The sequence below is a fragment of the Longimonas halophila genome, assembly GCF_002554705.1.
Taxonomy (GTDB): Bacteria; Bacteroidota; Rhodothermia; order Rhodothermales; family Salinibacteraceae; genus Longimonas; species Longimonas halophila.
In genome coordinates this window covers 95,120-115,079 of sequence record NZ_PDEP01000005.1, presented here as the reverse complement: position 1 = coordinate 115,079, position 19,960 = coordinate 95,120, and the positions used below count along the sequence as shown (strand labels likewise).

General features: G+C 61.0%; 14 protein-coding genes. 11 read left to right on the top strand and 3 right to left on the bottom strand.

Features of this window, described 5'->3' with window-relative positions; all coding sequences use genetic code 11:
• Window positions 1-96 precede the first annotated feature (96 nt).
• A complete protein-coding gene (locus tag CRI93_RS06760; RefSeq protein WP_141491601.1) occupies window positions 97-486 on the top strand; it encodes a hypothetical protein in 390 nt (129 codons plus the stop codon).
• Between the two features lie 17 nt (window positions 487-503).
• Here the strand turns inward: CRI93_RS06760 and zapE are convergent, their stop codons facing one another.
• Window positions 504-1,538, bottom strand: coding sequence for an AFG1/ZapE family ATPase (gene zapE / locus CRI93_RS06755; protein ID WP_098061865.1), 1,035 nt, complete (start codon window positions 1,536-1,538; stop codon window positions 504-506).
• Window positions 1,539-1,737: 199 nt separating this feature from the next.
• Here zapE and CRI93_RS06750 point away from each other — a divergent pair, with 199 nt between their 5' ends.
• From CRI93_RS06750 to CRI93_RS06710, 9 genes are all read left to right on the top strand, one after another.
• Window positions 1,738-3,123, top strand: coding sequence for an RtcB family protein (locus tag CRI93_RS06750; protein ID WP_098061971.1), 1,386 nt, complete (start codon window positions 1,738-1,740; stop codon window positions 3,121-3,123).
• A 693-nt stretch (window positions 3,124-3,816) separates the two neighbouring features.
• Window positions 3,817-4,131, top strand: coding sequence for a DUF4783 domain-containing protein (locus CRI93_RS06745; RefSeq protein ID WP_176521744.1), 315 nt, complete (start codon window positions 3,817-3,819; stop codon window positions 4,129-4,131).
• 116 nt (window positions 4,132-4,247) lie between these two features.
• Complete coding sequence (locus CRI93_RS06740) at window positions 4,248-8,357, top strand: sensor histidine kinase (protein ID WP_098061863.1); 4,110 nt, start codon at window positions 4,248-4,250, stop codon at window positions 8,355-8,357.
• Between the two features lie 120 nt (window positions 8,358-8,477).
• Window positions 8,478-8,957, top strand: coding sequence for a thioredoxin-dependent thiol peroxidase (bcp, locus tag CRI93_RS06735; protein ID WP_098061862.1), 480 nt, complete (start codon window positions 8,478-8,480; stop codon window positions 8,955-8,957).
• Window positions 8,958-9,092: 135 nt separating this feature from the next.
• On the top strand, window positions 9,093-10,655 hold the full coding sequence (gene gatB / locus CRI93_RS06730; RefSeq protein WP_245850375.1) for an Asp-tRNA(Asn)/Glu-tRNA(Gln) amidotransferase subunit GatB: 1,563 nt from the start codon (window positions 9,093-9,095) through the stop codon (window positions 10,653-10,655).
• Between the two features lie 50 nt (window positions 10,656-10,705).
• The gene (locus CRI93_RS06725) at window positions 10,706-12,118 is read left to right on the top strand and encodes a peroxiredoxin family protein (protein ID WP_176521743.1); all 1,413 of its coding nucleotides are present in this window, start codon (window positions 10,706-10,708) and stop codon (window positions 12,116-12,118) included.
• A gap of 88 nt (window positions 12,119-12,206) precedes the next feature.
• A complete protein-coding gene (locus CRI93_RS06720; RefSeq protein ID WP_098061859.1) occupies window positions 12,207-12,764 on the top strand; it encodes a class I SAM-dependent methyltransferase in 558 nt (185 codons plus the stop codon).
• Between the two features lie 46 nt (window positions 12,765-12,810).
• Window positions 12,811-13,581, top strand: a complete 771-nt coding sequence (gene tpiA, locus CRI93_RS06715; RefSeq protein ID WP_098061858.1) for a triose-phosphate isomerase — start codon at window positions 12,811-12,813, stop codon at window positions 13,579-13,581.
• 338 nt (window positions 13,582-13,919) lie between these two features.
• A complete protein-coding gene (locus tag CRI93_RS06710) occupies window positions 13,920-14,921 on the top strand; it encodes a beta-ketoacyl-ACP synthase III (protein WP_098061857.1) in 1,002 nt (333 codons plus the stop codon).
• Between the two features lie 209 nt (window positions 14,922-15,130).
• Here the strand turns inward: CRI93_RS06710 and CRI93_RS06705 are convergent, their stop codons facing one another.
• Together CRI93_RS06705 and idi are read right to left on the bottom strand one after the other, a co-directional pair.
• Window positions 15,131-15,472, bottom strand: coding sequence for an FmdB family zinc ribbon protein (locus CRI93_RS06705; protein ID WP_098061856.1), 342 nt, complete (start codon window positions 15,470-15,472; stop codon window positions 15,131-15,133).
• 176 nt (window positions 15,473-15,648) lie between these two features.
• Window positions 15,649-16,260: an isopentenyl-diphosphate Delta-isomerase gene (gene idi, locus CRI93_RS06700; protein WP_098061855.1), complete on the bottom strand. Its 612-nt coding sequence runs from the start codon at window positions 16,258-16,260 to the stop codon at window positions 15,649-15,651.
• A gap of 422 nt (window positions 16,261-16,682) precedes the next feature.
• Here idi and CRI93_RS06695 point away from each other — a divergent pair, with 422 nt between their 5' ends.
• Complete coding sequence (locus CRI93_RS06695; protein ID WP_098061854.1) at window positions 16,683-19,532, top strand: UPF0182 family membrane protein; 2,850 nt, start codon at window positions 16,683-16,685, stop codon at window positions 19,530-19,532.
• The last annotated feature ends 428 nt before the right edge of the window (window positions 19,533-19,960 follow it).

Genomic DNA, 19,960 nt, shown 5'->3' with positions numbered 1-19,960 from the left:
ACAGCGCGAAACGATTTGCGCTCTGGACAGCTTCGTTGTATCATAACGAACGGTATTCCTTTTCGTTGTATGCATTCACTGCTCGCATCCCCTACTATGACTGCTTACGCTGCGCGTCTTGGCTGGATATGCAGGGCTGTGCTGGTGGGCGCTCTGCTCGTGCTGGGCGGATGCGGCTCCTCGGCCCCCGACACCGCTATGCCTGCTGACACCCCAAGTCCTGCTGATGAAGACGGCCCCAACCCCGAACAGCTGGTAAGCACCACCGGCACCGTTGTCTTTATGGAGATGGAGGGCGGCTTCTGGGGCATCATTGCCTCCGACAGCACGCGCTACGACCCGGGCGGCTCGCTCCCCGATTCGCTGCAGACCGACGGACTTGCGATTCGCTTCCGAGGCGAGGAAAAGCCCGGCCAGCCCTCCATTCGCATGTGGGGCACGCCCATCGACCTGCTGGAGGCCATGCCTGTTGATGGAGCTGAGTAACACCTCTTACGGATTCGCTATCGTTGTTTTGTGGGCTGTTTTGGAGATGCGCGGGCCACGTGCTCAACCGTGCAGAGCGCATGCAAGCGTGACACGGTACGCGTAAACTTCTTGGCGATGGCCTGCGCCAGTCCAGCAAACTGCTCGGGCGCAAACCAGTCGTCGGGCGGTGTACGGGCGGTCATGTAGAGCACCGGGGCGGCGTCGTGCGTATACAGCGCATCGACAATGCGGAGCAGGCGCAACGCATCATCGGTCGAGTCGAGCGCTACGTCCTCCACCGCCAAGCAGTCGGGGGCCACCAATTCGTCAACGAGCGCGTCGTGAGCCGTGGTGCGGCTGCGCTCGCGAAGCGCATCGAATGAGAGGCGGAGTGCAGTATCGTGCGTCTGGCACGCCGCATCCAGCCGCTCTCGCGTGGCATCGGGGGGCCCAACCCAGATGGTGCCGGTCTGATTATGCTGCACCGCCCTATCACGGCGGTAATCGGGGCCCTCTACGGGCTGTAAGGCATAGCGCTGTCCGAAAGCGTTGCGCAAGAAGTGCTCAAAGCGTGTGGGTCCCACATTGGTTTTGGCAAACGCCTCGGGCCGCACGTTGCTGGAGGCGAGCAGGTAGACGCCGACATCGTCGAGCGCCTGCAAGGTATGCACCAGACGGGCCTCGTTGGCGGGGTCGTCGATCTCCACTTCATCGAGACACAGCAGCGTGCATTGATCGGCAATCGACCGGGCTACCGCCTGGGGCGAGGCCGTCTGCTGAAAGAGCGTGCGGCTGTGCACAAAGCCACAGGGCGTTGCAGGATGCAGCGCCTGGTACGCAGCCGCCATCAGATGCGTCTTGCCAGTGCCTACCGGTCCCACCAGATAAAGCCCGCGCTGCCGAACGGTGCCCGCATGGCGATTCCAGATCGTCCGCATCCAGCTATCATCCCACGGTGCAGTGTCTACAAACGCCTGCACCGCCCGGCACGCCTCTGCTTGCGATGTAGTTGTCGGCACATACGACACAAACGTAGCCGATTCAAACCGAGGCGGAAGCGACAGATCCATAAGGCGTATAGTGGGCGCTAAATGCCAGTGAAGGCGGCACGTCTCTCGGATGCAAACGCAGGGTACATGCCGCCGTGAACGGAACACATAAAATGTTACAGAGGTTAAACCGGACTGTAGATATTTCGCTCATAACCCAATATACGCACGCGTTGCCTGTGTGGTATAGCACAGACTCGACGCGTGTATGCTGATGCGTATGGATCGTTCTGATGTGGCGCAAATCGATGACTTTACCTGGGAGCTCCCGGCTTCTGCTGCCCCTGACATGCGGGTGCCGGTGCGGTTTCTGGCCAACGAGGCGCTGCTCGAACGGATCCTGTTAGGCCCCACAGCCGACCAGATCGTTCAGACGGCCTCGCTGCCGGGACTGGTGGGGCATCTCATGGTGATGCCCGATGTCTCGCCTGGTAAGGGTGCCCCCGTCGGCATTGTCGCGGTGTCGAAGTACCCGGTAGGAGCCATCGCCCCGGCTGCGATTGGACGCGACATTAACACCGGCGTGCGGCTGCTGGGCTCGTCCATCCGCCTGTCGGATGTAGAGGGCAATCTCGATAACTTCCACGATGCACTGTCCGAGGCCATTCCCTGCGGCGACGATGCCGAAGGCTCCCTGCATCTGAACAAAAGCGAAGTCGACCATGTCGCCCAGTCCGGAGCCCAGTGGGCGCTGCGTAGCGACATGGCGCGCCAGGATGACCTGGTGCGTGCCGAAGAGGGCGGACGCCTCAATGAATCCAACCCAGACAAAGTAAGTGCAGCAGCGCGTGCTGCCGGGGCCCGCCAGCTGGGTACGCTGGGCAGCGGCGCACACTTCATCGAGGTGGGCGTGGTCGAGGAGGTGTACAACCGCGCAGCAGGACTCACTATGGGACTGCGCGAAGGACGGCTTACGGTGCTCATCCACTGCGGCTCGCGCGGATACGGGCGGCAGGTATGCGACGATTACATTGAGCGCTTCCGCGAGGCCGGCTCCAAATACGACACCACCCCGCCCTCCGACGACCTTTCGTACATGCCGCTCGACGTGTCGGAGGCCGAAGATTATATCGGGGCCATGCGGGCCGCCGCCAACTACGCATACGCGAACCGCCAAGTGCTGGCCCACCGCGTTCGCGAGTCGGCAGACGACGCCCTCGGCGGGCTGGGCGATCGCTTGCGCACGGTGTACGATGTGGCCCACACGCTTGGCCACGTCGAAATGCATCAGGTGGAAGACCACCACGCGCGCTGCTTTGTGCACCGGAAGGGTGCGGCACGGGCCTTTGGGCCGGGCACGCCCGGCATCTCGCTTCCGTACCGCGCGCTGGGCCAGCCGGTTATCGTGCCGGGCGAGCGCAACAACACCTCATTCGTGATGCTGGCCACGCGCGACAGCATGCAGAAAAGCTACGGTTCGGCCTGCCACGGCGCCGGGCGCACCATCAGCGCGCAAGAGATGCCAGCTCAAGCCTCGCTCGACAGCAGCGAAGGCGGCGTTCAAACCAAAGACGACGTTGAAGCCGTGGTTGACACCGTGGTCGGCGCCGGGCTCGCATCAAAGGTCGCTCGGATCCGTCCGCTCTCGGTTGTCAGTAGCGACTGACCAGGGCGATGCCTCTCTTTTTCGTCCAGGGGGTTGTATATAGAGCGCCTGCCTCCAAAATACGCCGCCGTCTTGGCACATACTACGAAGCCGTCTGTCGTCCTGTATAAGGCGGTGGACGGCTTTGGATTTGAACCGTATGCTATAGAAGACGCTTGCTGCTGAACCTGGCTCACAAAACAGAACCACGCCCGCCGCTTGTCCGCATCAGGCTGCTGATGCAAGATTCACGTGCTATGCCTCGCATACAGTTGCATGCGACCTGCGTACCGATAGTCGGTAGGCTGTAGCCCCCAAAAGCTTCTAACAGTCCCTCATTTGAAGGGATCGTTTGACTTGCGGTCGTATACCGATGACGTCAAACCATCGCCCAGGCGGCAGTTTGCCCCCGCAGCATGCACGTCCCGCACTGTGGGTACAATCCTTGCGCTATGCGTACCCAACTGGCTACTGTGCAGCTTGGATGCGAAGGCCGTGTTCTTATCCCCATGCCGTTGTACTGCACAGGTGCTTCCTTGCACTCGAATGCTTCACGCTATGGTGGTACCGACACGAATTGCATCGGCGATACAGTGCCCACGCTTGCTACCGCTACTGGTTGCGGTACTACTAAGCTGTATACCCTACGTTGGCACTGCGCAGCCCACATCTCCTGCCGACTCGTCTGCGAATGAAGCTGCGGTGCACCGGGTCATGCAAGCGTTCGAAGAGGGCATGCCCGAAGCCCTGTTCACTCCTGCCGCCGACCGCATTGACGTCAGTCTGCTGGGATCGCGGTCGTACTACAGCCAGTCGCAAGCGTTTTACGTGATGCGCGACTACTTTCGCCACCATGCCCCCCGATCGTTCTCTGTTGACCGCACCGCCCATGCCGACGCCAGTCTGTTTGTCATGGGCACGTACCACCATGCTCAGGCCGATGCACCGGTGTATGTGATGGTACGTTTCGATGAAGGCTCTACAACGTGGGTTTTGCACGAAGTGCGAATTGAAACAGCCTCTCCATAAGTCTCCGTAGCATGCAGCCCGGCCGCTGCAGTGCTATGTGCTGCGATGCTATGTGATATGCCGTATGTTGTGCAGCCCCTGGTCGTGCCGCACACCGCTTCTTCCAATGTTAGCATATGCCCATTTTCTCGTCGCGCTCACTGCTATATTGGATAGTTGCCGGTATTCTTGGGAGCAGCGCTATCGTGCTCGTGGGGATGCAAGAGCGCCTGACTTCCAGCGAGGTCGCGGGGCGCGATACAGAACAGATTGCCGAGGTGCGCACGGCTGTATCCACGCAGTACCAGGCACTGCGCACCGACCTGATCACCCGTGCCGAAATGCTGGCGCGCGATTCGACGATCATCCAAAGCCTCGATGCCCTTCGGCCCGGCGATCGTCCGCGCCGTCTGGTTGACCACCTCGCACAACTCAACGTCCATCCGCGCCGCGCAGTCGAAGTGTACGCGCCTACCCCCCGCCTGCTGGGATGGACCGGGTTTAGCATGCCGCTCGACCAAGCGCCCGACCAGGAGGCCTTTCTGCAGGATACACAGGTTGCCGTGGCCCGCAGAGGCGATGTGCAGACGGCCCTCGTTGCCTGGGCCCCTGTGCGCCTTGATGGACGTGCTATTGGCGCCGTGCGTGTCATGCAACAGGTGTATGTGGACCCTCCGGTTCAGAACCGGTTCATTCAAGCATACCGGCTGAGCGCGGAGTGGGGAGCGCCGCTGCCTCTTCCGATTAGCATAACCTGGGAGCCTCCTCGTACGCTGGCTGACTCGGCCACCACGCTGCTGCTTAATGACCTGCACGGTGCCCCGCTGGCCCACGTGCGCGTCGTGCGTCCACAGCCTGAACAGCTGCTTCGCATGGAGCGAGAGCGCATTGGAAATGTGCAAGGCGCTGCCGTTGGACTCCTGCTGGTGTGGCTGCTTGGCGGTCTCGCTTATCGGTTTTACCACGCCTGGCGGCGGGCCTGCCGCTCCGATCTACGTAGTCTCGCAACAGCCACGGGATGGATGTTCGGGGTCGCGGTGGGCATTGTTATGCTACGCTACAGCGCAATTGGGCTCGACCTGCCCGCCCGGTGGATGCACGCAGGCAGCGCAGCCGCTCCGCTGTTCGACCCAGCCCACCTGGCCTCTGGCATCGGCCGGGGCCTGATGCGCTCTATCGGCGATCTTCTCATTACAGGATGCCTGGGCGCTCTGCTTGGCGGTGGGCTGTTCATGCTGGGCCTGCGGTACCGCCTGCCAGTGCCCTGGCGCGATGCCTGGACACACCGCTACACGCTACCGCTCTCCCGGCGCTGGGTGGTGCTCGGCACGACCATAGCAAGTATCGTTCTGGTGACTCTTGGACTTGGTTCTTCGCTCGCGGTTGCCCATGTGGTGGAGCATGCAGTGCTCGATAGTACGCTTAACTTCTTTGCCCGTACGGGCCTGCTTCCAAATCTGCTGGTCTTTACCGTTTTCAGCAGCCTGGCTCTGCTCCTCGCAGGGCTCTTTGCAAGCCTGGTTGCGCTTTGGTGGATTGCTACACGCCTCGTGCTGCTGGCATGGCCCGCGGCCTATCCGCCCACCATACTTGGCCTCATAACGCTGGGCAGTGGCGGACTCGCAGCCGTTCTCCTCATTATTGGGTTTCACCCTGCCGATGCTGTTGCTCCTACGGTATCCATTCTGCTCTTTCTGGGCGCGGGCGGCGTAGCTTTCGTTGGGCGCACCTGGCCGCACAACGGGCGCAGCCAGCTTACCATTCAGCGGCTGCTGCCAGCAGCAATCATCCTGGCCACGGCCCTCTATGCGCTGCTCTACGTGGGCATGGACGCCCAACGGCGCAGCCGCATGGCCGAGGCTGCCCAATCATTTGCGGAAGGCCGCAACCCCCGACTCCTGTTTGCCCTGCAGCAGATTGTGGAGGGCGTACGCACCGACCTCGATCGCTGGCAAACACCGTCGATTACAGCCGACAGCCTCGACGCCATTGCAACCGATGCATTGCGCGGCTCCTTGCTCACGTCGCTCAGCCCGTACGAGTCGCGCCTTGTCTTGCTCGACTCACTGGGCACCCCCCAGGCGCAGTACGCCACGCCAGGGGTACGTCCAAGACGGGTGCAGCAGATGCCGGAAGACGAACGCATCTTCCGGCGGATGCAAACGCTGTACACCCTCCGCGGAGGCACCGAACCCGTGGTTACTCCGCTCCCTGACGACATCCGGCGCGATCTTCGTAGCGGCTCGGCGGTGGAGTATGTGGGGCTGCAACGACTGCGTGGCCCTGGACCGCTCCACTGGGCTATGGTGCGCATTGAGCCGCGGGCCGGCATCGTGGGCAGCGGCAGTGACATTCCACGGGTGTTCTTACCCGACGGATCCTATAGCGACCTCTACGCTGACCTCTCGCTCGCCGTGTTCACAGATGGCATCTTGCGCCGCAGCCAAGGCCCCGATGTTGGCGTGGGACGCCTGCCCGATGATGTGCGCTCGCGCACGACCCAAGCCGCTCCGGTGTGGACCCGCACCACTGACCGGGGGGCAACATACCTTACGTACTACGCTCGTAGCTCTGACAACCGCGTGGTCGTGGCCCGGCTGCCTACGATCATGCCGTTCGACCACCTCTACTACCTCTTTCGGATTACAGTAGCTGTTCTTGTGCTGGCAACGCTGGCCTATCTGGTGGGCGCGCTGATGCGCTACCGGGCCGGGCTTCTGCCTGCTCCACGCGTGCGCTTCCGCGACAAGGTACTGAATGCGTTTTTGGGCGTGGGGGTGGCCGCCGCACTCGCCGTGGGCGTCTTGGGCGTGCATGTGGTGGAGGCCGAGGGCGACCGTGGCGTGGAGAGCCAATTGGCCGACGCCCTCGCACGCATTGAAGAAGCGCTTGCCCTTCAGGCCCGCAGCGGCGAGCGCATCTTTCGCGTAGTCGACCGCACCGATATGAACGCGCTGGCCGTGCGCATGGGAACGGACCTGGATGTGTACGAGGACGGCCTCCTCACCGAAACCAGTCGCCCACGTCTCGTGCGCGACGGCCTCGTAGAGCCGCGCTTGCCCATGGAGGTGTATCAGGCCTTGCATCTGGAGAACCGCCGCTTTACCACGGCGCGCCGTTCCATTGGCTCCTTCACCTACCGCGTTGGCTACCGGGCTCTTACCGATGCCGAAGGACGGACCCGCGTGGTGGTGGCTGTGCCTACCCTGTCGGAGCAGGAGCAGCTTGAAGAGGAGCAGGCCCGCACCCTGGCCTACCTGTTCGGCGCGCTTCTCATGCTCGTTGTGGTGGTGATGGGCACCGCCTCGCTCGTGGCCAGCGCAATCGCCCAGCCCATTGCCCAGCTGCGCGAGGGCCTGGAGGCGGTTGGCGAGGGGCGCTTCGCTCGCATCCTGCCCGTTACCACGCGCGATGAGATCGGCGAGCTTGTGCAAACCTTCAATGAGATGCGCGCCCAACTCGCCCAGCAACGCCGTAAGCTGGCGCAACAAGAGCGCGAGCTGGCCTGGCGCGAGATGGCACGGCAGGTGGCCCACGAGATCAAGAATCCGCTTACGCCCATGAAGCTCTCCATCCAGCACCTTAAGCGTGCCTTTCAGCGCCGGGGGGAGGCTACGGCCAATGCTTCGGGCAGTACGTCTCCGCAGGACGCAGACGACAGCCAGTTTGCTGAGTTGTTTACGCGCATTACCGATACGCTCATTGACCAGATCAACACGCTCACGCGCATTGCCAATGAGTTCTCCTCGTTCGCGCGCCTGCCCACTCGTGTATTGGAGCCGCTCGACGTAAACGAGGTAAGCCGCGAGGCCGTGCAGCTCATGCGCGAAGAGGCCCCCAGCAACGCCATCACAGCCAACTGGCACGAGGCGCCCCTCGTGGTTGAGGCCGACCGCGAGGAGCTGCGGCGCGTGTGTATCAACCTACTCAAAAATGCACTGCAGGCGATTCCGGACGACCGCACGCCCAATATCCACGTTGCCACCATGAAGCAGGCGCCGACCGCTTCGCATCCGCAAGGCTGCGCCGAGCTTACCGTGCGCGACAACGGCACCGGCATCTCTACCGACGAGCGCGACAAGATCTTTCAGCCCAACTTCTCCACAAAAACCAGCGGCACCGGCTTGGGCCTGGCTATTGCGCACAAGACCATCACCGAGCTGGAGGGAAGCATCACGTTTACGACCACCGAAGGAGTCGGCACCACCTTTCGCATCCGCCTGCCCTTAACGCAGCACGAGTCGTAACCCTCGACCGTACACATGGCTGGCGAGAAGAAGTCGCTACAGCCGCATTCCGGCGGAACGCACTGCCCTATCCGAAGTGAGAGCACGCGTTCGCTTCTCTACTGACCCACCCGCTACCGTATGCCTCCGACCATCAACCGCCTTGCTGTAGGCACAGAAGCGCCCGACTTTACCGCCGCTACGCAAGACAACGAACCGCTCACGCTCTCCGACTATCGTGGAACGTGGGTTGCGCTGTACTTCTACCCGAAAGACAATACGCCCGGCTGCACCAAGCAGGCCTGCACCCTGCGCGATGGCTACACCGAGCTGCAGGACAACGGCATTGCCGTGATTGGCGTCTCGGAAGACGGCGTCGACTCGCATACCGACTTTGCAAGCGAATACGACCTGCCCTTTCCACTTGTGGCCGACCCCGAGCACGACATCCTTACGGCATATGGCGTGTACGGCGAGCGCAACCTGTACGGCAACACCGTGGTGGGCACCAAGCGCACCACCTACCTGATTGACCCCGACGGGGTGATTCGTCACGTGTTTAAGCGTCCGAAGACGGATGCGCACGTCGAGGAGATCTTGGGAAAGTGGGAGGCCCTGTAAGCTGAAGCACAGTTCGTGCCCCGCCCGGACTCTGCTTCCGGTTAAACCACCGCGTGATGCACCGCGCGTTGAACAATGCGCCGGTGGTTAAGTTAGCAGTCAGGTGGTGCCCCCTTCGGGGCACTGCGCTGCTGTATGGTTTCCGGTCTTTCTGCCCCCTACGCCCGTTTTATGCTGCACGAGACGTACGAGCCCGTCATTGGGTTGGAGGTGCACTGCCAGCTCCAAACCGAGAGCAAGCTATTCAGCCCCGAAGCCGCCGCGTACGGCGCCCCGCCCAATACGCATGTTGACCCGGTGAGCCTGGGTCATCCGGGCACGCTGCCCGTTCTCAACGAGACCGCCGTCACGCACACGCTCCGCATGGGGCTGGCTACGCACTGCTCCATTGCCGAGCGTTCGTTCTTCGCCCGCAAGCATTATTTCTACCCCGACCTACCCAAGGGCTACCAGACCTCGCAGTACGACACGCCGCTGTGCTACGGAGGCTATCTCGAAATTGATGCCGACACCGACGCCAGTGGCACCAATGATACAGACAGCGCCCGCCCCTCGCGCAAGCGCATCGGCATTACGCGCATCCACCTTGAAGAGGACGCCGGCAAGTCCATCCACGATCAGGGCGAAGCCCACACGCTGCTCGACTACAACCGCTGCGGCGTGCCGCTCATTGAGATGGTGTCTGAGCCCGACCTGCGCTCCCCGAACGAAGCCTACCGCTACCTCCAAAAAGTGCGACAGCTGGTCCGCTGGCTCGGCATTAGCAATGGCAACATGGAAGAGGGCTCGCTCCGCTGCGATGCCAACGTGTCGGTACGTCCTAAAGGGCAGACCGGGCTCGGCACGCGCACCGAACTGAAGAATTTGAACTCGATCCGCAACGTAGAGCGCGCGCTCGAATACGAGATCAACCGCCAGATCGTGGCGCGCGAACGTGGCGAGGCTGTGCAGCAACAAACCTTGCTGTGGGATGCCGATGCGCAGCAGACGCGCACGCTGCGCTCGAAAGAAGAGGCGCGGGACTATCGCTATCTGCCCGACCCGGATCTTCCACCGGTCGTGGTGCCCGAAGAGCGCGTCGAGGCGCTCCGGGATGACCTCCCCGAAATGCCGAATGCCCGCTGCCACCGCTTTGTTGACAGCCTGGGGCTACCCCCGTACGATGCCGAGGTGCTCACCGAAGACCGCGCCGTGGCCGACTATTTCGAGGAGGCGCTCTCCTCGCTCTTCAAACGCACCAAAGGCGGCGACACCAACGCCCAGGCCAAAGAAGTGGCCAACTTCGTGATGGGCGACGTGATGCAGACCCTCAACGAAACCGACCACACGCCCCAAACGCTGCCCGTTACGCCCCGGCGCCTGGCCCAGCTTGTGTATCTGCGCCTTGAAGACAAGGTCAGCTCCAGCGGCGCGCAGGAGGTATTCAGCCTCATGCTCGACCACACCGACGCCTCCGCAGGTAAGATAGCCGACGACCACAACCTCATCCAGATCTCCGACCGCAGCCACATCGAACCTGTTGTCACGTCGGTACTCAACGAGCACTCCGACAACGTAAAACAATACCTGAATGGCAAAGACGGGCTGCTGGGCTTCTTTATCGGGCAGGTGATGCGCCGTATTGACGGCTCGCCAGATCCACAACTGGTGCGCACGCTCCTGACCGAGCATCTCGATGCGCGGTCTCAGAACCAGTAATGCGCGTCGTGTCAACGCTTTGCCTCCCCCCAACCACCCCACGTTGCCCTGTGCCTATCCTCCATCCGTTCTCGTTCGCTACGGCGTCCACCGGTCTCCTTGCCAGCCTGCTGGGCACGCTCTTGCTCATAGCAGCCTGCGGATCGAGCCCCGCGCAAGACGACCCCTCCATTGCAAGTGTGCTACAGGGCACCATCACCGTAAACAGCGAGGTCGACCCCTCAGGCGATTACAGCGGATTCAGCGTGCTCGTTATTCAACCGGTGGGGCGGCAGGTGGATACGCTGGGCATTGCTCGAACGGACACCTCGGGCGCATTCGAGATGACGGTGCAAGCCCCCGAACGAGCCATCTACCCGTATGTGGTGCAGCGGCGCGGCAACACGGTGCATCGTGGCGAGCTGGTTATTGCCGACGGCGATACCGCCTCGCTGCAGATGGAATTGCCCGTGCGCCGGTTACCGCGCATCCGCTCGCCTGAGAACGACGCGCTGATGGCGTATCGCAATACGATGACGCTGCACCGCCAGACCATGGTGCGCAACCTGCAAGAGGACCTCGACCAAACGCGCATGGGGCAGAACATCCGCCAAACAAGCAGCATTCTGTGGCGCCTACGCGAAACGTTTCCTGGATCTTATGTGGGCGACCTGGCAGCCGTTGAATCCATTTCGATGATTCAAGGCTGGAACGACTCGCTCACGGTGGCCCGCACCCAGGCGCTGGCGCCCACCAACCCGCGCTACGCCGAGGCCGTGCGTGTGGCCCGGCAGTCACAAGCGCAGCTTCATGGGCAAGACGCTGCCCTCGCGCTGCTACGCGACGCCATCAGTCGCTCCGACTCTGCCAACGCATCCACCAATGTGCGCGCCAGCCTGCAGGCCGAGGTAGTACGCGCGCATCTCGATAGCCTCAACCGCGACGCGGCCCAGAGCGCCGCCCGTACGCTACGCGACACCTACCCCAATACCGAGTGGGCCGAGTGGGCCACGCGCGCCGAGTACGAGGCCGAGAACCTGCTGCCCGGCAACATGGCTCCCAACATCAGCATGACAACCACCGACGGCGACACGATTTCGCTCGAATCGCTTCGGGGCCAGCCGGTGCTATTGGAGTTTTACCGGCCCGAAAGCAGGCTCTACCGCGAGCAAATTCCCACGCGCAACGCTATCTACGAGGGTACTGAAGCCGAAGACTTGCAACTCATCTCCATATCGCTTCAGCCCGACTCGGTGCTCAACACCGCGTTTCGCGACGGACGCTCGCTGCCTGGTCTGCATGTCATTGCCCCTGAAGGCGTTGAAAGCCCGCTCCTTGAAACGTATAACATTGCCTCCTTGCCTACGCGCGTCTTAATTGATGCGGAGGGGCGCATCGTGGACAAGTATCTGGGAACAGCGATTGTATCGCTCCAAGATGATCTACGCGCGCTTTCCTCCTCTGCTTCTGCAGAGATGCCGTAGCGCGCGCCCGTTGCGTACGAGGCCCGTGGAGACGCGGTCTGCAGGGGTCCGTGCGTTTTTATTTCTGCTCACTGACTTTTTTGCTTGCATGGGTACGCTCTCCTACATCAAAAACTTCATCAAAGACCGTGACGTGGCCGCGATTACGCCGTCGTCCTCGTACTTGGTCAAACGCGTGTGCCGCTGGATCGACTTCGATACGCCGTGCACCATCGTAGAATACGGCCCGGGCGATGGCGTCTTTAGCCGCTACATAGCTCGCAATATGCATCCCGACTCCTCGCTCGTGCTCATTGAGAGCAATGACGGTTTCGTAGAGGACCTGGAGTCGTTTCAGGCGCAGAACACACAGGTTACGGTTGTGCACGACCGGGCCGAGAATGTAGAGTCCATTATCGAGGGGCATGACCTCGACCCCGTCGACTACATTATCTCGGGCATCCCGTTCTCGTTTTTGGATGATCCCATCAAGACCGAACTCATCCAGTCCACGTTCGACGCGCTCCACGACGACGGCAAGTTCCTGGTGTATCAGAACTACAACCACATGGAGCAGCCCCTGCGCGATCAGTTTCCTCGTGTTGAGAAGGAGTACGTGCTCTTCAACATCCCGCCGATGTTTGCTTACGAAGCCCGCAAGCGATAGCTCTCCTGCGGATCCCTCTGTTCTTCTTGCCAACTGACCCGTTCTTATGCTGATTGCTGGAAACTGGAAGATGAATACCACGCTGCCCAACGCGCAATCGCTGGCGCAGTCCATTGCTACGGGCTACCTGGAACGCCAGGATACGCTCGCTCCTATCGATATGCTCGTGTGCCCGCCCGATGTGAACCTGCAGGCGGTGGGGGGCGAGCTTGCCGAAACGCCCGTTGCGCTGGGCGGCCAGCACATGCACCACGAAGATGCTGGCGCCTTCACGGGCGAGGTATCCGCTCCGATGCTGAAAGCAGTGGGCTGCACGCACGTCATCGTTGGCCACTCCGAGCGGCGCCAGCTCTTTGGCCTCTCGGATGCCGACGTAAATGCACAGGTCAAGCAAGCGCAGGCGCACGACCTGATTCCGGTCATCTGCGTGGGCGAAACGAAACCTGAGCGCGATGCCGGAAACGCCAAAGACGTGGTGCGCACACAACTGCACGCAGCGCTCAACGGCGCCTCGGTCGCTGCTGATGATGTCATCATTGCGTACGAACCGGTGTGGGCGATTGGCACGGGCGACTCGGCCACGCCCGAGCAAGCTCAAGAGATGCATGCGTTCGTGCGCAGCGAACTCGCAGCGCTACACAGCCCCGAAGACGCCTCGGGCGTCCACGTGCTCTACGGTGGCAGCATGAAGCCGCATAACGCCGAAGCCCTGCTCGGCCAGCCGGATGTAAACGGCGGCCTGATTGGCGGCGCCAGCCTCACCGCCAGCGACTTCCTCACCATCGCTGAAATTGGCGCGGCTGAAGTCGCCAGCTAACCCCCGTAGCAGCCCAAACCGCCACCATCCCCCAGTGCTCGTTTACTGGGGGCCGTACGCTGGAACCGCTTCCGGCGTTGCAACACACAGCACGCCTCGCTCCTTTCCGCAATCGGGAGTAGGTCAACGCTACGAGATGAAGAAACGACACCAGTAGCTGGAGAACGTGCACCGAATGCTATCGGTGCTGGGAGCGCCACCCGGCGCGGAAGTCTCCGGCGTGGGCGAACGGGGTAACTTGTGCCGAATGCTTTCGGTACCGTTCGCCCCAGGAAAAGTTGTTATCAGAAAGGTTACCATTTAAGATCTCACCACTACCCCGCAATCTATCTGCCTATATGCGCACCGCAAGCATCACCGGCTGGGGCCACTACGTGCCCGAGCGTGTGGTCACCAACGACGAACTCGCCCAGCACATGGACACCAGCGACGAGTGGATTCGCTCGCGCAGCGGCATCCGTGAGCGTCGCTTTGCCGCCGATAACGAAACCACCGCCACCATGTCCGTTGAGAGCGGGCGGCGTGCCCTGGAACGGGCCGGTGTAGACGCTGCTGAGGTCGACCTGCTCCTTGTGGCATCGTCTTCGCCCGATTACCTGACCCCGCCCGTGTCGAGCCAGGTGCAAGAGGGACTGGGGATGCCTACGACCGGTGCCATGCAGCTGACCGTGGGGTGCACGGGCTTCGTGTATGCGGTGGTGACGGCGCAGCAGTTTATTCAGACGGGCGCATGCGACACCGTACTCGTTATCGGCACCGAACTCGTCAGCCGATGGCTCAGCTGGAACAACCGGAGCACCGCCGTGCTCTTTGGCGACGGCTCGGGGGCGGTTGTGATGCAGGCCACCGACACCGGCGGCGTGCGCAGCCACGTCTTGGGCTCCGATGGGACCGGCGCCGAGCACATCATTGTACCCGCAGGTGGGGTAGCGGAGCCCATCACCCATGCCCGTGTCGACAATGACGAACCGACGCTGGAGATGAACGGACGCGAGGTGTTCAAATTTGCCACGCGCATCATGCACAGCGCGGTCACCGAAGCGCTGGAGGCCTCGCCGTACACCACCGCAGACATCGATCTGCTCGTGCCCCATCAGGCCAACGCGCGCATCATCCGGTACGCCGCTAAGGAGCTTGGCCTTACCGATCAGCAGGTCTACATGAACGTAGACCGCTACGGCAACACCTCGGCCGCCAGTGTCCCGCTGGCGCTCTCCGAAGCGCTCGAAACAGGCCACGCCGGCCCTGGCGACACGCTGGCGCTGGTGGCATTTGGCGCCGGCCTCACATGGGGCGCCACGATCATCGACTTGCCCGATACGCTTCCTACGCCCGGCTAACCTGCTATTTGCACGTACAATCTCTGCATCCCAACAAAAAACCCCGAGAGCCACACCACGCAGCTCTCGGGGTTCATATATGTACCTGTTGCGCACCATCAGGAGGATACGGCATGCCAAGGCATTCACCACAGGCCGGTAGCAAGCGTAGCCGTTCGTGCCCTGGACCCTGCGCTGCTTCGGGCGCGCGAATTTTCTGCGCTCAATCGTCAATCAGCATCCCCAGAGGCCGCCGCCTTCGACTCCGAGGCAGTGCTCGATTCCGAGGTGCTGCTCGTTCCATTGCTGCTGTCGCCGCTTGCGCTTCCCGACGACGCGTCTGAACTGCTGTCCGTACCATTCGACGGACTACTGGCGCCCGACGAGCCGTTGCTGCGCTTGTAGTCGGTTTCGTAGAAGCCGCTACCCTTAAAGATGAGCCCTGCTGATCCGCTGATGATGCGCTCCACCGGTTGCCCCGTTTCCGGACACGTTTCGAGCGGATCGGCGGTAATGGATTGTTTGATTTCGAACTTCGTTCCGTCTTCGCGACGGTAGACGTAGGTAGGCATACAGAAAGACAGCGTTACCAGTGAGACAAAAAATCAGGGCGCCTGGAGGTTGTCAGCTCGGGAGCCCTGCCAACGCGCCGCAACCATCCACACGCGTTGTGCTGCCTTGTTCCGGTAGCATAGCGCGCAACGCAAGGCGGCCCGATTAGATCGTGAATGGCACCTGCAAACGGGTATTACGGCATCAGCGACGAGGTCATATTTTCGCCGGTCGCATAGTCGAATCCTGCGCGCTGCACGGCTTCGTCGAGCGCGGGCACCACGGTGGGATACTGCTCGTGCGCATGGGTAAGGACACGCTCCACGGCCATGCGGAACCATGCCGTATAATGCTCAGGGTGCGCCGCCACATCGGCCATAAGTTCGTTGGGCGCCATCCACCGCCAGTCTTGCACCTCATCGGCATTGGGCCGCACAGTCGGCGTATCCTGCCCAATGAGCACATGGTCGTACTCGTGCTCGATCATCGTATCCGACAGTACCGCGCGGTAGGTGAACGTGAAGGCATCATCGAGCGGGCATTGGAAGCCCATCTCCTCATGCAGGCGACGCTGCGCAGCGTCTTCCACGGCCTCTCCAGGATGCGGATGGCTACAGCACGTGTTCGACCACAGCGCGCCGGAGTGGTATTTGTTCACGTTACGCTGTTGAAGAAGCAGCCGCCCTTTAGGGTCAAATACAAACACCGAGAACGCCCGGTGCAGCCATCCTTGCTCGTGAGCTTCGAGCTTGTCGGCCACGCCCACGGGCTCGTCGTGCGCGTTTACCAAAACGACTTCAGCAGACATATCAACGGTGCATTTTGAATAAATGAGAGGTTCGCTTCATAATATGCAACGAGCGGATATGGCATAACACCCTTCTGGACAGCAATTACGCGTTTATTTCAACTGACGCTGTCTTGACAAAACACGCGTATGCAGGGCACAATGGGTTGCCTCGTTACTGGTCCCGTGTGTATCATTTCTGTGTACGTGCGGTCTTATCCCTTGTTTGTACAGGCAATGGTCGTACAGAAACCGGCGTGGCATAGGATGGTCGATCATCTCACGTTAGGATTGTCGAAATGTACACACCCGTAGCGCTCTCATGTCTCTTCCAGGCGAACCGAGTGTAGGGCGTCTGCATTGCTATACGTCCCCGGTATTTGCACATCCTTAAGCGATGTTGCCGGTCGCTGCCCCCTTTTTGCTGACGCGTGCTTGTGTTTATGTCCCTGATACGATCAAACCGATGGGTGCAGAGCGCCCTGCTCCTGCTTGGGCTTTTCCTTACCACGCTGCTAATTACCCCCGGCCTCTTCGTTGAATATCTGTGGCTGGGCGAGTTGGGGTACACCAGCGTGTTTTGGACCAAGCTGGGCTTCCAAGTTACCCTGTTCGGCCTCGTGTTGTTGGTGGCCGGATCGTACTTTGGGACCAACATTGCCCTGTTTATGAACCGCTTGCCTCCGTACTGGATGCAGCAGTTCAGCTCGGGCGAGGGGCCTGCACAAATGGGAGGTAAACCCCTCACCGAATCGCGCCTGCGTCGCTTTGGATGGGGCCTGGCATCCGTCTTCACCTTACTCTTTGCACTTGGCTTTACCGGACGCTGGAACGAACTGCTGCGCTACTGGCACGCCCAGCCTTACGGACGCGCCGACCCGGTCTTTGGCAACGATCTGGGTTTCTACATGCTGGAGCTGCCATTCATTCAATCGCTACAGAGCGGATTCGTAGGCTTAGCCTTTCTGAGCCTGCTCATCCTGATTACCGGGTATGTGCTTGTAGGCGCTATTGGCGTGCGCAACAACCAGCTGCAACTCCGGCCGAGTGCGCTGCAGCACATTGGCGTAAATGTAATGCTGCTCCTGGCAGGCTGGGCCTGGGGGTTCTACCTGGACCGCTATAGCTTGCTTATGGAACGCAGTGGCACCGTCTTTGGCGCGAACTACACCGACATCAACGTGGTGCTGCCCGCTCTCTGGGTCATGATTGGCATGACGCTCTTGCTTATCGGGCTGCTGGCGCTCAACCTGAAGCGCTTTCGATTTCGGCTGGTGTCGTACGGCGTTGGGCTCTACGTGCTTGTGCTCATTGCCAGCATGGTGGTGGCGCCCCGCGTGGTCGACCAGGTGCGCGTAGTGCCAAACGAACTGCAGGTTGAGAGGCCATACATCGAGGATAACATCGAGTTTACGCGCGAGGCCTTTGGCATCAACAACGTGGTGGAACGTGATTACCCGGCTCGCACCGAGCTCGATCCTGAGCAGTTACGTGACAACGATGACGTGGTGCGTAATATTCGCCTGTGGGATCCACGGCTCCTGGTGGATACCTACGTGCAACTGCAGCAGATTCGGCTGTACTATCAGTTCTACGAGGTCGATGTGGATCGCTACATGATCGACGGCGAGTACCGGCAGGTCATGCTCTCCCCGCGCGAGCTCACCCAGCGCCTGCCCTCGGGCTCCGACACGTGGTTTAACCGCCACCTACAGTACACCCACGGCTACGGCGCTGTCATGAACCTGGTGGCACGCGAGGGCATCGAGGGCTCGCCCGAGTTCCTGATGCGCGACCTACCACCCCAGGTGGCCGACTCTACGCTGGACGTGGATAACCCCAGCATCTACTACGGCAGCCGCACGCCCACCTATCGCATCGCGCCCTCCAGTGCCGAGGAGTTGAACTATCCCGCTGGCGATGAAAACGTGTACACCTCGTACGACGGTGACGGCGGCATCTTGCTCGACTCGTTCTGGAAGCAGCTCCTCATGGCCTACTATCTGGGCGACTACAACATCGTGCTGTCGCAGTACCTGACGGAGGAAAGCCGCATCCAGATCTGGAATAATGTGTCAGAACGCGTAGAGCGCGTAGCTCCGTTCCTGGCATTCGACCAGGACCCGTATTTCGTTGTAAATAACGATCGCCAGTACTGGATCCAAGACGCGTACACAACCAGCCGGTCGTTCCCGTACAGCGAAACGGTGGAGGGCTACGGGCGCTACAACGGCATCGAGTACATTCGCAACTCCGTCAAAATGGTGGTAGATGCATACGATGGCGATGTCGACTTGCATGTCGTAGACTCTGACGATCCCATCGTGCAGACCTATGCTTCCGCCTTTCCTGAGCTGTTTCAGGAGTTTGAGGCCATGAATCCGGGCTTGCAAGACCACGTCCGGTATCCCCAAGACCTGTTCGAAATTCAGGTCGATAAGCTGAACCGCTACCACATGCAGAGCGCGCAGGTCTTCTACAACAATGAGGACCTGTGGACGCGCCCCATAGAAAACTACGATGGCCGTCAGATGCGTATGGAGCCGTACTACATCATGACGCGGCTGCCGGGCGAGGATGAGCTGCAGTTTATGCTCATGACGCCCGTCACGCCTGACAACCGCGACAACATGATCGCGTGGATCGCCGCGCGCTCAGATCCGCCCAATTACGGTGAGATCGTCTCGTACAACCTACCGAAGGACCGCCTCATCTACGGGCCTAACCAGATCGAGTCGCGCATTGACCAGGACCCCGAAATCTCACAGCAGATTGCGCTCTGGGATCAGCGCGGGTCGAGTGTGCTGCGCGGCAACCTGATTGTGGTGCCCATTGAGGACTCGTTCCTCTACGTGGAGCCTATTTTCCTGATTGCCGATAACATTCGCATCCCGCAGCTCCAACGCGTGATTGTGTCGTACGACGAGTTCGTGGTGATGGAGCGCACGCTGAATCAGGCGCTCAACACCATCTTCGGGGAAGAGGTCATCGAAGCAGAAGGATCGGTTGTGGCGCAGATGCAAGATACTCCACAACAGCCCATCGACCTGTCGGGTGCGCCGGGCGTAACAGCCGAAAACATTGGTGAAGCGCGCCGTTTGGTGCAGGAAGCGCGCGAGGCCCTGCAGGATGGCGACTTTGCTGCATTCGGCGAGCGCTTCAACGAGTTAGAGTCGCTGCTGGAAGAAGAGATTGAAGTGCCCGCTGCGCCCGCCAGTGCACCAGCCCCGGCTGATACGTCAGCGGTGCCTCCGGCTTCGCAGACGCCCCCGCCCCCGAGTCCAGAGCAGTAATACCAAGCCCGGTTGCAGCATGGCCGTGCGGGTGCCCAAGGTGGGGCTCACACACGTCATCTCGTCGCGGGGCTCTGCCTCGGCATCCGTTTAGTGGGCTTCGATGATCGCCCGGGATATCCGCTACGCTCCTGATCCCGGGCTAAGGTTTCTTTACTTATACTCGTCGCATGGCTCTGCCGTGCGACGCAGGCTGTTCAGGGGCACAACAGGCATGACCCTTCGGGCCCCTCTGCCCCGCTAACTTTTAAACATTGGGTAGCGGTTCAATGGTAAGTGATTGTCATATGGCCGACATCATCGGAGCCAGACAACCCCCTCTGTCTATCGACATCTCCCCCTTGGAAAAGGGGGAGAAACCCGAAGGGAGAGGGGGTTCGAATAAGACAAACCTACATTCTACGATAGCCTTATCACTTAGCGTCTAC

Excerpts from the sequence above, each read along its gene's own strand:
- CRI93_RS06695 (WP_098061854.1), top strand. The coding sequence starts at position 16,683 with ATGTCCCTGATACGATCAAACCGATGGGTGCAGAGCGCCCTGCTCCTG.
- CRI93_RS06760 (WP_141491601.1), top strand. The coding sequence starts at position 97 with ATGACTGCTTACGCTGCGCGTCTTGGCTGGATATGCAGGGCTGTGCTG.
- CRI93_RS06710 (WP_098061857.1), top strand. The coding sequence starts at position 13,920 with ATGCGCACCGCAAGCATCACCGGCTGGGGCCACTACGTGCCCGAGCGT.
- gatB (WP_245850375.1), top strand. The coding sequence starts at position 9,093 with ATGGTTTCCGGTCTTTCTGCCCCCTACGCCCGTTTTATGCTGCACGAG.
- CRI93_RS06720 (WP_098061859.1), top strand. The coding sequence starts at position 12,207 with ATGGGTACGCTCTCCTACATCAAAAACTTCATCAAAGACCGTGACGTG.
- idi (WP_098061855.1), bottom strand. The coding sequence starts at position 16,260 with ATGTCTGCTGAAGTCGTTTTGGTAAACGCGCACGACGAGCCCGTGGGC.
- tpiA (WP_098061858.1), top strand. The coding sequence starts at position 12,811 with ATGCTGATTGCTGGAAACTGGAAGATGAATACCACGCTGCCCAACGCG.
- CRI93_RS06750 (WP_098061971.1), top strand. The coding sequence starts at position 1,738 with ATGGATCGTTCTGATGTGGCGCAAATCGATGACTTTACCTGGGAGCTC.
- bcp (WP_098061862.1), top strand. The coding sequence starts at position 8,478 with ATGCCTCCGACCATCAACCGCCTTGCTGTAGGCACAGAAGCGCCCGAC.
- CRI93_RS06705 (WP_098061856.1), bottom strand. The coding sequence starts at position 15,472 with ATGCCTACCTACGTCTACCGTCGCGAAGACGGAACGAAGTTCGAAATC.
- CRI93_RS06745 (WP_176521744.1), top strand. The coding sequence starts at position 3,817 with ATGCAAGCGTTCGAAGAGGGCATGCCCGAAGCCCTGTTCACTCCTGCC.
- CRI93_RS06740 (WP_098061863.1), top strand. The coding sequence starts at position 4,248 with ATGCCCATTTTCTCGTCGCGCTCACTGCTATATTGGATAGTTGCCGGT.
- zapE (WP_098061865.1), bottom strand. The coding sequence starts at position 1,538 with ATGGATCTGTCGCTTCCGCCTCGGTTTGAATCGGCTACGTTTGTGTCG.